Origin of the sequence: Klenkia sesuvii (assembly GCF_037083825.1) — a bacterium.
Lineage (GTDB): Bacteria > Actinomycetota > Actinomycetes > Mycobacteriales > Geodermatophilaceae > Klenkia > Klenkia sesuvii.
In genome coordinates, this window is record NZ_JBAPLU010000017.1 from 53,998 (window position 1) to 66,520 (window position 12,523).

15 protein-coding genes are annotated in these 12,523 nt (G+C 74.2%); 8 read left to right on the top strand and 7 right to left on the bottom strand.

Annotation, left to right across the window (positions count from 1 at the left end; genetic code table 11):
- Nucleotides 1–98 precede the first annotated feature (98 nt).
- Complete coding sequence (locus TEK04_RS15590) at nucleotides 99–1,022, bottom strand: ribokinase (protein WP_336405271.1); 924 nt, start codon at nucleotides 1,020–1,022, stop codon at nucleotides 99–101.
- The gene (locus TEK04_RS15595; protein ID WP_336405272.1) at nucleotides 1,013–1,510 is read right to left on the bottom strand and encodes a DUF6328 family protein; all 498 of its coding nucleotides are present in this window, start codon (nucleotides 1,508–1,510) and stop codon (nucleotides 1,013–1,015) included. Before TEK04_RS15595 ends, TEK04_RS15590 begins: the two co-directional genes overlap by 10 nt.
- A 48-nt stretch (nucleotides 1,511–1,558) precedes the next feature.
- Between TEK04_RS15595 and TEK04_RS15600 the strand changes: the two genes are divergently transcribed.
- The 3 genes from TEK04_RS15600 to TEK04_RS15610 all read left to right on the top strand — a co-directional run bounded on the left by TEK04_RS15600 (nucleotide 1,559) and on the right by TEK04_RS15610 (nucleotide 3,711).
- A complete protein-coding gene (locus TEK04_RS15600; RefSeq protein WP_336405273.1) occupies nucleotides 1,559–1,900 on the top strand; it encodes a DUF3140 domain-containing protein in 342 nt (113 codons plus the stop codon).
- A 10-nt stretch (nucleotides 1,901–1,910) separates the two neighbouring features.
- A complete protein-coding gene (locus TEK04_RS15605; protein WP_336405274.1) occupies nucleotides 1,911–2,609 on the top strand; it encodes a methyltransferase domain-containing protein in 699 nt (232 codons plus the stop codon).
- 73 nt (nucleotides 2,610–2,682) lie between these two features.
- The gene (locus TEK04_RS15610; RefSeq protein WP_336405275.1) at nucleotides 2,683–3,711 is read left to right on the top strand and encodes a type III polyketide synthase; all 1,029 of its coding nucleotides are present in this window, start codon (nucleotides 2,683–2,685) and stop codon (nucleotides 3,709–3,711) included.
- A 4-nt stretch (nucleotides 3,712–3,715) separates the two neighbouring features.
- Here the strand turns inward: TEK04_RS15610 and TEK04_RS15615 are convergent, their stop codons facing one another.
- From TEK04_RS15615 to TEK04_RS15630, 4 genes are read right to left on the bottom strand one after another with little or no spacing between them, the layout of a single operon-like run.
- Nucleotides 3,716–4,240: a GNAT family N-acetyltransferase gene (locus TEK04_RS15615; RefSeq protein WP_336405276.1), complete on the bottom strand. Its 525-nt coding sequence runs from the start codon at nucleotides 4,238–4,240 to the stop codon at nucleotides 3,716–3,718.
- 4 nt (nucleotides 4,241–4,244) lie between these two features.
- Entirely contained in the window at nucleotides 4,245–4,814 is a 570-nt protein-coding gene (locus TEK04_RS15620) for an NADPH-dependent FMN reductase (protein ID WP_336405277.1), read from the bottom strand.
- Nucleotides 4,815–4,843: 29 nt separating this feature from the next.
- Complete coding sequence (locus TEK04_RS15625; protein ID WP_336405278.1) at nucleotides 4,844–5,827, bottom strand: beta-carotene 15,15'-dioxygenase, Brp/Blh family; 984 nt, start codon at nucleotides 5,825–5,827, stop codon at nucleotides 4,844–4,846.
- The gene (locus TEK04_RS15630) at nucleotides 5,824–6,744 is read right to left on the bottom strand and encodes a bacteriorhodopsin (RefSeq protein ID WP_336405279.1); all 921 of its coding nucleotides are present in this window, start codon (nucleotides 6,742–6,744) and stop codon (nucleotides 5,824–5,826) included. The genes TEK04_RS15625 and TEK04_RS15630 overlap by 4 nt, the downstream gene beginning before the upstream one ends.
- Nucleotides 6,745–6,889: 145 nt before the next feature.
- Between TEK04_RS15630 and TEK04_RS15635 the strand changes: the two genes are divergently transcribed.
- Nucleotides 6,890–7,324 carry a MarR family winged helix-turn-helix transcriptional regulator gene (locus TEK04_RS15635; protein ID WP_336405280.1) on the top strand — a complete coding sequence of 145 codons (435 nt, stop codon included), beginning with the start codon at nucleotides 6,890–6,892 and terminating at the stop codon, nucleotides 7,322–7,324.
- Between the two features lie 37 nt (nucleotides 7,325–7,361).
- Nucleotides 7,362–8,573 (top strand): PP2C family protein-serine/threonine phosphatase, encoded by a 1,212-nt coding sequence (locus TEK04_RS15640; RefSeq protein WP_336405281.1) that lies wholly within the window; start codon nucleotides 7,362–7,364, stop codon nucleotides 8,571–8,573.
- Between the two features lie 654 nt (nucleotides 8,574–9,227).
- Here TEK04_RS15640 and lipA read toward each other — a convergent pair.
- Nucleotides 9,228–10,208 carry a lipoyl synthase gene (gene lipA / locus TEK04_RS15645; RefSeq protein ID WP_336405282.1) on the bottom strand — a complete coding sequence of 327 codons (981 nt, stop codon included), beginning with the start codon at nucleotides 10,206–10,208 and terminating at the stop codon, nucleotides 9,228–9,230.
- 82 nt (nucleotides 10,209–10,290) lie between these two features.
- Here lipA and TEK04_RS15650 point away from each other — a divergent pair, with 82 nt between their 5' ends.
- The 3 genes from TEK04_RS15650 to TEK04_RS15660 all read left to right on the top strand — a co-directional run bounded on the left by TEK04_RS15650 (nucleotide 10,291) and on the right by TEK04_RS15660 (nucleotide 12,456).
- Nucleotides 10,291–11,160, top strand: a complete 870-nt coding sequence (locus TEK04_RS15650; protein ID WP_336405311.1) for an alpha/beta fold hydrolase — start codon at nucleotides 10,291–10,293, stop codon at nucleotides 11,158–11,160.
- A 196-nt stretch (nucleotides 11,161–11,356) separates the two neighbouring features.
- Nucleotides 11,357–11,659 (top strand): biotin/lipoyl-containing protein, encoded by a 303-nt coding sequence (locus TEK04_RS15655; protein WP_336405283.1) that lies wholly within the window; start codon nucleotides 11,357–11,359, stop codon nucleotides 11,657–11,659.
- Nucleotides 11,660–11,745: 86 nt separating this feature from the next.
- Nucleotides 11,746–12,456 (top strand): 2-oxo acid dehydrogenase subunit E2, encoded by a 711-nt coding sequence (locus TEK04_RS15660; RefSeq protein ID WP_336405284.1) that lies wholly within the window; start codon nucleotides 11,746–11,748, stop codon nucleotides 12,454–12,456.
- The last annotated feature ends 67 nt before the right edge of the window (nucleotides 12,457–12,523 follow it).

A 12,523-nucleotide genomic window follows, 5' to 3' on the forward strand; every position in this document is an offset into this window, starting at 1 on the left:
AAGTCCGTCCTCCTCGGCCATGTCTGGTGGAGGGGGAAGGAGTTGGATCAGGGGCCCTGATCAGCGCTGGGCAAGGGCGAGGGCGGGGGCGGAGTGGGTCAGGGTTCGCGGGCGGCCGGCAGGTCGGGGAGGGCGGCCTGGACGGCGGCGTCGTCGGGCAGGCCGCCGCGCGCACCCTGGCCGGTGGTGGAGAGTGCGGCGGCGACCGCGGCGTACCGCACCGCCTCGACCAGCGACGCGCCCCGGGCCAGCGCGGTGCACAGCGCCCCGGCGAAGCAGTCGCCGGCCCCGGTGGTGTCCACCGGCTGCACGGCCAGCGGCGGCTGCAGCAGGGCGGGGCCGTCCGCCGGGACCACGAGCACCCCGGCGCCGCCGAGCGTCACGACCACCGAGCCGCCCACGCCGCGGGCCAGCTCGGCCAGCTCGGCGGGCGCGCGGTCGGCGGCGGGTGCCCCGGCGAGGTCGACCAGCTCGTGCTCGTTGGGCACCAGCACGTCGACCGCGGCCACGAGCTCGGCGGGCAGCGGCTGGGCCGGCGCCGGGTTGAGCACGACGGTGCCGGTGCAGGCGCGGGCGGCGGCCAGCACGGTGCGCACCGGGGTCTCCAGCTGCAGCAGCAGCACGTCGGCGTCGCGCACCGCGGGCACCTCGACGTCGGCGGGCTCCAGCGCACCGTTGGCGCCGGGGACGACGACGATCAAGTTCTCCCCGCCCTCGGCCTCGACCGGGATGGTGGCGCTGCCGGTCGGGACACCCGCCGTCCGGTGCACCAGGTCGACGTCGACCCCGGCCTCGCGGAGGGCGGCCAGCTGACGGGCGCCGGCGTCGTCGTCCCCGACCCGGCCGACCATCGCGACGCCGACGCCCCCGCCGAGCCGGCCGGCCGCGGCGGCCTGGTTGGCGCCCTTGCCGCCGGGCAGCACCTCGACACCGGTGCCGATGACGGTCTCGCCGCGGCCGGGCAACCGGCGCACGGTCACCACCACGTCCTCGTTCAGGCTGCCGACCACCGTCACGTCCACGGGCGGGAGCCTAGGGCCCGCGAGGGCAGCAGGTACCAGGTCGACAGCCCCGTCACGGCGACGACGGCGCCGCCGGCCACCGCCGGCCACCGGCCCAGCACGACGTCGAGCACCAGCAGGACGGCGCTGACCACCGCGACGAGCAGCAACGCCAGCCCGACGACCAGCAACCGGTTGCCCTGCTGCACCAGTGCCGCTCGCGCGCGCCGCCGGAACACCTGCCGGTGGAACGACACGGGCGCGATCAGCGCGATCGCCGACAGCGCGGTGGCCATGAGCGTGACGGTGTAGAGGGTCGTGCCGAAGGTCGACAGCTCACCGAACCGGGAGCTGAACGGCAGCGTCAGCAAGAAGCCGAACAGCACCTGGACGCCGGTGATGGTCACCCGCAGCTCCTGCAGCAGCTCGCCGGTGTTGCGGTCGAGCACCTCGTCGGCGTCCTGCCCCCGCAGCCGAGCCGTGCGCGCGATCCCCGGTTTCCCCTCCACGGCGACGCGGTACCCCGCTGGCCACGCTCAACCACAGGAGGCGCCCACGTGGCCGAGGACCAGAAGCAGATCCGCGACGACTTCCACGAGGCGGTGAACATGACCGCCAAGGAGCTGGAGAAGTTCCTGGAGACCGACGAGTCCCAGGAGGTCGGGCAGAAGTCCGGTGGGTCGGGGGAGTCCACCGGCCACGAGTCGGGCCGGCGCATCGTCGAACTGCTGGGCACCAAGGTCGCCGACCTCACCGACGACGACCACGAGCACATGAAGAAGGTCACCGGCTACGTGAAGCGGCACCTGGCCCAGGGGCCGTCGAAGAACGACGTCGAGGACTCGAAGTGGCGCTACTCCCTGATGAACTGGGGCCACGACCCGCTGAAGGACGAGTAGCGTCCGGCGCGTGTCGCTGGCCCGCAACGACCCCGCCCAGTACGACCAGCTCGCCGACCAGTGGTGGGTGCCGGCCGGCGGGTTCGCCATGCTGCACTGGCTCGCGGGGTCCCGCGCCGAGCACATCCCGCCGGCGCCGTCGTCGGACGCCGTGCTGGTCGACCTGGCCTGCGGCGGCGGGTTGATGGCGCCGCACGTGCAGCGCCTGGGCTACCGGCACGTCGGCGTCGACCTGGGCGCGGCGGGTCTGGCGCTGGCCCACGAGCACGGGGTGGGCGCCGTCCGGGGGTCGGTGCTGGCGGTGCCGCTGGCCGACGGGTGCGCCGACGTCGTCGTCTGCGGCGAGATCCTGGAGCACGTCGAGGACGACGTCGCCGTCCTCGCCGAGTGCGCCCGGCTGCTCAAGCCCGGCGGGGTGCTGGTGGTCGACGCGATCGCGGACTCGTGGCTGGCCGCCCCGGTTGCGGTCGGCATCGCCGAGCGCATCCCCGGCGGACCGCCGCCGGGGATCCACGACCCCGCCCTGTTCGTCGACCGCCGCCGGCTGCTCGCCGCGGCCGACCGGCTCGGGCTCGACCTGCGGCTGGTCGGCCTGCGGCCCTCGGTGCGCGACCTGGTCGCCTGGAAGCGCGGCCGGCGCGACACCGTGCGGATGGTGTCGATGCCCTGGAGCGGCATCCTCTTCGCCGGCTACGGCCGCAAGCGCTGAGGGCTGGGTCGCGAGCGGGGGCGGCCGACCGCCCGTACCGTCGAGGAGTGACGTTTCCCCTGGACCGGTCGCGGTGAGCGGCGCCGTCATCACCGGGGCCGGTCGCGCCCTGCCCGCCAGCTACACGCAGGACGACGTGTGGGCCGGCTTCTTCGCCGAGCACTACGCCGGTCTGCGCTCGGCCGGCAGGGTGTTCGGTGCGTCGGGGGTGCGCACCCGGCACGCGGTGGTCAACCCGGTGCACGAGGACATCTCGCAGTGGAGCACCGGCGCCCGCATGGCGCGCTACGTCGACGAGGCGATGCCGCTGGGCAAGCAGGCCGTTGCCGGGGCCCTCGACGCGGCCGGGCTGGCCCCCGGCGACGTCGGGATGTTCTCCGTGGTCACCTGCACCGGCTACGCCACGCCGGGGTTGGACATCCGGCTGGCCAGCGACCTGGGCATGCCCGACTCGGTGCAGCGGCTGCTGGTCGGGCACATGGGCTGCTACGCGGCGCTGCCCGGCCTCGGCGCGGTCGGTGACTACGTGGTGGCGCGGTCGCGGCCGGCGGTGATGCTGTGCGTGGAGCTCACCAGCCTGCACGTGCAGCCGGCCCGGCACGACCTCTCGCAGGTGGTGGCGCACGCGCTGTTCAGCGACGCCGCCACGGCCGTGGTCCTCGAGCCCGGCGCGCCGCGGGGCCGGCGGGTCGCCGCGACGGTCGCGCGCACCGACTCCTCGACCGCCGACCACATGACCTGGGACGTCACCGACCTGGGCTTCAAGATGGGCCTCTCCCCCCGGGTGCCCGACGTGCTGTCCCGGCACGTGGCCGACGTCGTCCAGGAGCTGCTGGACACCGCCGGCCTGCGGGTCGAGGACGTCGCCGGCTGGGCCGTGCACCCCGGTGGCCCCCGCATCCTCGACGTCGCGCGCGACCAGCTGGGGCTCACCGAGGACCAGATGGCCCCCTCGCGGCGGGTGCTGGCCGAGCACGGCAACTGCTCGTCGGCGACGGTGCTGCTGGTGCTCGAGGAGCTCGGCGAGGTCGACGGCCCGGTGGTGGCGATGGCCTTCGGTCCGGGCCTGACGCTCTACGCCACGCTGCTGCTGCCGGCCTGACGGGTCAGAAGAGGCTGCCGCGCCGCCAGTCGCAGGTCAGCGGCAGGGTGGGGTCGACCTGCTCCACCGGCAGCACGTAGACCCACGAGTCGTCCCCGGGCACGACCCCGACCGGGGTCAGGCAGCGCAGCGGACCGGCCCACCGGGTCCAGCCGCGGGCCTCGTACAGGGCTGCGCCGTCGGTGCTGGCGGCCAGCGCGCCCAGTTCGTACCCGCCGCGCACCAGCCGCTCGACCTCGGCCATCACCGCCCCGGCGACGCCCTGCCGGCGGGCGGCCGGTGCGACGGCCACGGCCTCGACGTACCCGGTGCGCAGCGTGCGGTCGCCGACCAGCAGCTGCCGGCCCACCACGGCGGCGTGCCCGACGAGCGCGCCGTCGCGGTGGGCGAGCACGTGCAGGCCGCCGAGGGCGTGCGCCCAGTCCTCGTCGTCGAAGGGCTCGTCGGCGAACGCCCCGTCGAGCAGCTCCCGCAGCTCGACCCGCTCGGCCGGGGTCAGGTCGGCGGTGGGCAGGGTGCGCAGGTCCACCCGGTCAGTCTCGCGGGCCCCGCAGCTTGGCGGTCAGCCGGGCGATCTCGTCGAGCATCGCGGTGGCCCCGGCCTGCAGCTCGGCGTTGCCGGTGAAGACGCCGTCGTCGTCTATGAACTGCTGGAAGAAGGGGATGGTGGCCGCCTCGACGACCGGGACGACGCGCAGGGCGCCGAGCACCGGCTTCAGCGCGGCAGCCGAGCGGGTACCGGCGGAGACGCCGCCGTAGGAGACCAGCCCGGCGGCCTTGTCGGCCCACTCGTGGAACAGGAAGTCGAGGGCGTTCTTCAGCCCGCCGGGGACGGAGTGGTTGTACTCGGGGAAGACGAACACGAACGCGTCGGCGCGGGAGATCGTGGCCGACCAGTCCTTGGTGTGCTGCTTCGTGTACTGGCCCAACCGCGGGTGGTTGGGCTCGTCGAGCACCGGCAGCCCGGCGTCGGCGAGGTCGACCAGCTCGACGTCGAACCCGCCGTGACCTTGCGCCTGCTCGGTCACCCAGCGGGCGACGGCGATGCCCTTGCGGCCGGGACGGGTGCTGCCGGCGATCACCTGCAGGACGGGACGGGACACGGCTCAGCTCCTCGGATGTCGTTGAGCCCTCAAGCTACGCCCCACGCCACCACGAGGCTGTGCGGGACGGTCACCGCGGCGAGCACCGGCAGGGTCGCCGCGACCGCCGCGACCGGGGTGCCCGCACCGGCCCAGAGCGTGCCCAGACCGGCCAGCACGACCAGCGTCGGCAGGGCGGCCAGGGCGGTGAACCGGCCGAGCGCGGCCGGGACGCCGCGGGTGCGCAGCACGTGGTGCAGCCCGGGGTGCTCGGTGAGCAGTCGACCGGTGTGCCGGACGGCGTGCCACCCGCCGAAGTACACCGCCAGCGCGACCAGGGCGGGCGTCGTGCAGGCCAGCACCAGCAGCAGGGTGACCTCGGCGGCGGCGCGGGTGCGGCCGGTCAGTGCCAGTGCTGCGGCCACCAGCACCGCGGCGGCGGGCACCACCAGCAGGACGGTCGCCGCCCAGCCGGCGGGCAGCCGGACGGCGGGGTCGAGCGCGGCCACCACCTCGCCGGTCAGGGACCGGTCGCGAGCCAGCGGTACGAGCAGCACCAGCGCGCCGACGACCAGGGTGCCGGCGCGCCGGGCGCCGCGCTCGACGCCCCAGCCGACGGTCTCGCCGGCGCCGAAGTGCAGCACCGACAGCGCGAGGAACAGCAGCAGGGCGGGGCCGGGGAGGGCGCGGAACAGCAGGTACCCGGCCGCGGCGAGGGCGGCGTAGGCCGTGGCTGCGGCGGCCAGCACCAGCAGGGCCGGGGCCGGGGCCGGCCGGCGGGCGGCGAGCAACCGCGCGGCCTGCAGGTGGTCCAGCGCGCCGTGCGGGATGCCGGCGAGCAGCCCGACCACCGCCACGGTCCACACCCAGCCGCGGTCCCCGCCGTCCCACGACGACGCGGTCCAGCTGAGCAGGCAGGCCAGCACGGCGACGGTGGTCGACGTCCGCCGTGCCCAGTCGGTGGCGGGGGCCGCGGGCCGGGTCGGCCGGCCGGGGTGGCTGGTGGGCAGCCACCCCGGCTCGGCGGTGCTCATGCCCGGCGTGCGGCGCGCCCGGTGGCGGTCGCCTCCCGTGCCTCGGCCGCGGCTGCGGCCCCGGTGGTGGGCGGCAGGACCGCCGCGGCCAGCTGCACCTGGGAGACGAAGACCGGCTCCGGGTGGGGGGTGAGGCCGGCCTCGACGTCGGCGGCGGTGCGCAGCTTGGCGACCTTGTGCACGAGGACGCCGAAGCCCACCTTGGCCAGCACGTCGGCGGCGGAGTAGGTCAGCTGGATGCCGGCCAGCCACGCGGGGGTCGTGTCGAAGAAGACCGGGATGGCGTAGACCAGCGGGTAGACCCCGAAGGTGCCCAGCAGCACGATCGCGGCGTTGCGCAGGCTGACCGCGGCGGCCGGGGTCAGCTCGGGCATCGACGAGCGCAGCGCCCCGATGAGGGCGACGTACAGGTAGGCGTAGAAGAGCGTGCTGATGATCCCCCAGACGACCAGGGCGGTAGTGCTGCGGCCCTGGGAGAGCACCTGCGACCCGAAGTAGCCGGTGATGATCATCAGGAACGCCGCCGCCATCGTGGTGAACCGCAGGCTGCGGGCCTTGGCCCCGACCACGGTGGTGACGGCGAGGAACTCGGCGGTGAGCAGCGGGACGGTGACCGTCCAGTCGATGTAGCGCGGGGCGAGGGCGAAGCGGGCCTCGGCGTTGGGCCGGTACACGTCGCCGACCAGGTCGTAGCCGGTGTCCCACTTCAGGGCCAGGACGGCGTAGGACAGCATCGCGACCCCGGCGATGAGCAGACCGGCGAGCACGGCAGGCCGGTACTTGGGGGCGATCTCGGACGTGGTCTTCCACGTGTAGACGAAGTAGGCGAACAGGGCGAAGCCGGCGACGACCAAGGCGTAGAACACCAGGTCGTACAGCCCCAGGCTGAGGTCCTGCAGTTCGGGGACGGGTGTCACGGTGGGCTCCACTCGAGCAGTGCGGTTGGGAACCACACCCTCCCCCCAGTCGTTGCGTATGCGCAACTGCTGTGTGAGCGCAATGAAGCGGCGGGCGTGGCCGGGCATGCTGGGAGGGCCCCACCCAGCGCAGGAGGAGGTAGCCGTGCTCGACGTCCGCACGACCGTGGACCCCGCCACGCTGCGGGGTGCCCGCGTGCTCCACGAGGCGATGGGGGCCGCCGCCCGCGAGGCGGGCGAGGGCCTCACCCCTGTCCAGCTGTCGGGCCTGCGGTTGATCGCCGGCCTCGAGACCGGGGCCACCGTCGCGCAGGTCGCCGACGTGCTCGGGGTGGTGCCCTCCAACGCGAGCCGGCTGGTCGACCGGCTCGTCGCGTTCGGGGTCGTGCACCGGGCGCGGGCCCGGTCCGACCGCCGCGAGGTCCGCGTCACGTTGTCCGGCGCCGGGCGGCGGTTGCTCGAGCAGGTCGACGCCGCGCAGGTGCAGCACCTGCAGCGGGCCATCGCCGACATGCCCGACGCCGAACGGTCCGCCCTCGTCGCCGTACTGGGGGCGACCGGGCGGTCGCCGGAGGAGTAGACGCCGGTCAGGCGGGCACCAGCGGCACGTGTCGAACGTGCCCCACCTCCGTTCGGACCGGCCGGGCCCCGGTGCCCCGTCCCGGCTCGACCTCCCCGCCGCGCTGGGGTGGCTCGGGGTCGCCGGCGCGCAGGCGCCGCCCGACGGCGTGGCCGAGGCGCTGGCCCGCGAGTGGTCGGCGCGGTGCGGTGCCTCGGCGGTGCGGCTGTGGTTGGTCGACCACCAGCACCGCTGGCTCCGGGTGCCCGACGACACCTACGACCGCACGGAGGTCGCCGGTGCCTCCCCGGTCGCGCACGCCTTCCGGATGTCCCAGGTGCTGCGGTCCGGCACGTGCGTGCACGTCCCGCTGCAGCTGCGGGGGCAGCGCTGGGGGGTGCTGGAGGTCGCCGACGCCGGCCCGGAGCTCGACGACGACGCGTGGGCCCTGGTGGCGGCGACGATGGTGACCGCGCTGCAGGCGGCGACGGGCAGCAGCGACCACGCCGAGCGGCAGCGCCGCTCCTACGACTACAGCGTGGCGGCCGAGCGGCAGTGGGCCGTCCTGCCGCCGCTCGAGCAGCACCACCCGCCGCTGCGGGTCACCGGCCTCGTCGAGCCGGCGCACGTGGCCACCAGCGACCTGTTCGACTGGTCGGTCGACGGGGACCGGCTGTCGGCCTGCCTGGTGGAGTGCGCCGGCAGCGACGTCCCGGCCACCGACACCTCGCTGGCCGTGGCCGCGGTGCGCCAGGCCCGCCGCACCGGGCAGACCCTGCTGGAGCAGGTCGGGTGCGTGGACGACGTCCTCGCCCGGGCAGGTGCCGCCGGCCACCTGCGCGCGGTGTTCCTGGAGGCCGACCGCGGGGTCGGCCGGGTCGACCTGGTGCTCGCCGGGGCGCCGCAGCTGTGGACGTCGACCGGCGACACGCGCGAGGCGACCCGGTTGCGCCTGCCGTCGGGGCCGCTGCTGGGCCAGGCCGACGTGCGGACGACGTGCACCGTGGAGCTGCTCCCGGGCGCGGCCGTCCTCGCGTTCAGCGACGGCGTGCTGGCCGCCGGGGTGCACGAGGGGCGGGGCCTGAGCGCCGACGACGTCGGCCGGTTGGTCCGCGCCGCCGGCACCGCCCAGGACGTGCCGCGCACGGTGCTGGACGAGGCGCGGCGGCGCGGGTCCCCCACCGGGCTGCCCGACGACGCCACCTGCCTGGTCCTCAGCCGCGACCAGGCCGCGGGTCGACCACCCTCTGCTGCGCGAGGCGGAGAGTGACCAGCACACCGCTCTGCCGGCGATAGCTGTCGTCGGGTTCGAGCTCGCTGTAGCTGTGCCAACCCGGCCGGTGACTCACGAGCAGGACCTCAGGCGCCTGCCTGGCGGGCAACCCGGCTGCTGCATACCGGAGGCCGGTTCGGCCGTCGACCTCGCTCGTCGCGAGCTCGACCAGGAGTCCGCCGTCGGTCTGCGCCGTGAGACGGCTCGCGCTCGGATCCGCACGCGCCATGACGAACCGTCTCTCCCGGTAGAGGGTGTGTGTGGGTGCCGGCGACCGACGTCCGTCGCGGCTCAGGGTCGACGCCATGACCGCGGCCGAGCAAGCTCCCCGTGTGGACGTCGTCGTCGAGGTGGGCGGGTGGGAGCACGAGTGCTGTGGGCCGTCCATCGAACGCGGGCAGTGGATCGCCCTCGGATGGGCTCGCAGGGAGGGTGCCGGCGGCTCGGAGCGGCTCGTCGAGACGCATCACGACCTCGGTGTGGATGTTCTCGTCGAAGGGCGCGTCACCGTAGCGGCTGATGGTGCCGATGAGGGACGGGGCGCTGCCGGCGAAGCTGATGCGGGGCGTTGGCCGGGATGGCGAGCCAGGGCCCGGCAGGCGCGGTGCCGTGTCGACCGGTCACGCTTGCTGTGGGTGACCGGTCGGCACGTCAGATGTCGGGGGTGCGCCCGCGGGCGGCGACGGCCTGCTGGTAGAGCCGGCCCGCGCGGTAGGAGCTGCGCACCAGCGGGCCGGCCAGCACGCCCGGGAAGCCGATCTCCTCGGCCTGCGCGGCGAAGTCGACGAACTCCTGCGGCTTGACCCAGCGGACGACGGGGTGGTGCCGGGGGCTGGGGCGCAGGTACTGGGTGATGGTCAGCAGGTCGCAGCCGGCGTCGTGCAGGGCCTGCATGGTCTCGGTGACCTCGTGCGGCTCCTCGCCCATGCCCAGGATGAGGTTGGACTTGGTGACCAGGCCGGCCTCGCGGGCGGCGGTGATGACCGCCAGCGACCGCTCGAACCGGAAGCCCGGGCGGATGCGCTTGAAGATGCGCGGCACGGTCTCGACGTTGTGGGCGAGCACTTCGGGCCGGGAGGAGAAGACCTCGGCGAGCTGGTCGGGGTCGGCGTTGAAGTCGGGGATGAGCAGCTCGACGCCGCACCCGGGCACGGCCGCGTGGATCTGGCGGACGGTCTCGGCGTACAGCCAGGCGCCGCCGTCGGGCAGGTCGTCGCGGGCGACCCCGGTGACGGTGGCGTACTTCAGCGCCATGGTGGCGACGCTCTCGGCCACACGGCGGGGCTCGTCGCGGTCGAAGTCGGCGGGCTTGCCGGTGTCGATCTGGCAGAAGTCGCACCGGCGGGTGCACTGGTCGCCGCCGATGAGGAACGTGGCCTCGCGGTCCTCCCAGCACTCGTAGATGTTGGGGCAGCCTGCCTCCTCGCACACCGTGTGCAGGCCCTCGCGCTTGACCAGCGACGTCAGTTCGGAGAACGCCGGACCGACTCGCATCCGGGTCTTGATCCACTCGGGCTTGCGCTCGATCGGGGTCTGGGAGTTGCGGACCTCCAGGCGCAGCAGCTTGCGGCCGGCGGGGCCAACGGAGTCGACGGTCAGAGGTACGTCCACCACTGCGGTGTCCTGGGTCACGGAAGGCGACGGTACGGCACAACGACACGTCGTGACAGGGTGCGGCGAATGTCAGCTGCTGCCGAGAGGGGTCGGCGTGCGCGTGCACACCTGGGGCGAAGCGGGACCGGCTGCCCTGTTGGTCCACGGATCCATCCTTGCCGGAAGGGCCACCTGGTCAGGCCTGCGGCCGGTCGCGGTCCGCCGCACGCTGCTGGTCGCCGACAGGCGTGGCTACTACCCCACATCTCCAGCCGACCGCGAGGACACCGAGGTGGACGTTGTTGACCTCCTGGGGGTGCTGGCCGCGGCCGGCGAGCCCGTCCACCTGGTCGGGCACTCGAGGGGGACGTTGCCGGCGTTGGTCCTCGCCCGCCGCTACCCCGAGGCCATCGCCTCCCTGGTGCTGCTCGAACCACCTCCTTGTGCAAGCGCCCCGGCACCGGCCGTCGATCGATGGTGGACCTCGGCCGCGGAGGTTCTCGGTCACCGCGTCGTGGCGTCATCTGCCGGGCCCGGCGCGCCGTCGTCCTCGGATCTCGAGGACGACGTCGCGGCCAATGCGCACGACGCGGACGAAGGGCACTTCCTGCGGCGCTTCTTCGCGTTGGTCGGCGCCCAGGCGGCCGTCCCGGACCCGGTGCCCCGGCAGATGCGCGAGGCGGCCGCACTCCTGCGCCGATCCGGTCTCCCGACTCTTCATCCAGACCTGCTCGACCGGCCACTCGGTGTGCCGACCTTGGTGGTGTCCGGCGGGCACTCCGAGGCCTTCGAACTGGGGTGCGGTCACCTCGCCGAGGCGCTGGGGGCACGACACGTGGTGCTCGGTGGTGCGGGTCACCTGGTGCAGCAGCACCCGTACTGCGCCGGTGTGCTCGATGCGTTCTGGACCGCCGTCGACGACGGTGGGCCCACGACGAACAAGCGGCACCGGGGTGGGACCTCCGACCCCGCGGCGCCACCTTCGGCGTGATCAGACCGCCGCGGGCAATCGGCTACCCGGAGTGGGAGCGGGTTCGTGCATGGCTGGAGTCGAGACGGCACACGAGCTCGCGCGCGATCCGTGCGCTGGCTGTTGACGTGACGTGGCCCTCATCTTATGGTCCCGTCAGCAACTGCCACATGTCAGCAACTGACCCTTCTTGGTCACCTCCGGAGAGGCATCCGCAATGAGCACCCTGATCGAGGTCTCCATCCCCTTCAGCGGCTCGGTCGAGAACGTCGAGATCAACGTCTGGGCCGTCAAGGAGGGCGCCGACGTCGTCGAGGGCGACATCCTGGCCGACGTCAGCACCGACAAGGTCGACACCGAGCTCGAGGCCCCGGCCGCCGGCCGAGTCGTGCGTTTCCTCGTCGAGGAGGGCACCGAGGTCAAGGTGGGGACCAGCGTCCTGCTGCTGGCCGCCCCGGGCGCCACCGATGAGGACGTGGCCGCAGACCTGGCCGCCTACCAGCCCTCCACCGGCGCGTGAGCACTCCCGACCCGGAGGCCCCGGGCTCGGGCACCTGCACCCTGGAGAACGCACCGCAGGGCTATGAGGACGTGCCGGGCACCGCAGTGCGCTTCCGGGCCCGCCGCCGCGCGATCGCCCGCAACATGGCCATTGCCGCCGCAGTGCCCAGCCTGACCGCCGATGTCCGCGTCGATCTCACCCGCGTCCTGGACGTCCGGGCCGCTCTCAACACCGAGCGCACCGCGGTGGGTGAGCCCAAGCTCTCGGTGCAGTCCTTCATCGCCCGGGCCGCCGTCGACGCCCTCGCCGAACACCCCGATCTGAACTCCACGTTCACCGACGCGGCCCTGCTGCGCTGGCAACCGGTCAACCTGTCCATCGCCGTGGACACCACCGGCGGTCTGGTCGTCCCGGTCATCCGCAACGCCCAGCGCCTGGGCGTGGTGCAGCTTGCATCGGCCATCGCCGACCTGGCGGATCGGGCCAAGACCGGCTCCTTGGAGCTCAGCGACCTGACCGGGGGCACCTTCACCCTGTCCAACCCCGGTGCCATCGGCCCATCGCTGCGCGCCGAAGCCCTGCTGAACCCGCCGCAGACTGCGCTGCTCGGCCTGCCCGGGATGCGGCGCGAACCCGTCGTGGTGCAGCACGGCGACGGGCGCGAAGAGGTGCGCATCAGCTCTGTGCTGGACCTGTCCCTGACCTTCGATCACCGCGCCGTCGACGGGGGCGAGCCGATCCGCTACCTGGTAGCCGTCCGCGACCGGCTCCAGCGTTGGTCGTCCACCGAATACGGGCCCCCCACCGCGGCCTGAGCGCCGCCGTACTGCCTCCGGCGGTCCAGCGACCCCGACCGCCCCTGCACTGGACGCACCGCAGACC

What these genes read in the sequence shown, in the direction of transcription:
- TEK04_RS15625 (WP_336405278.1), bottom strand. Translation starts at nt 5,827, where the DNA reads ATGAGCACCGCCGAGCCGGGGTGGCTGCCCACCAGCCACCCCGGCCGG.
- TEK04_RS15655 (WP_336405283.1), top strand. Translation starts at nt 11,357, where the DNA reads ATGAGCACCCTGATCGAGGTCTCCATCCCCTTCAGCGGCTCGGTCGAG.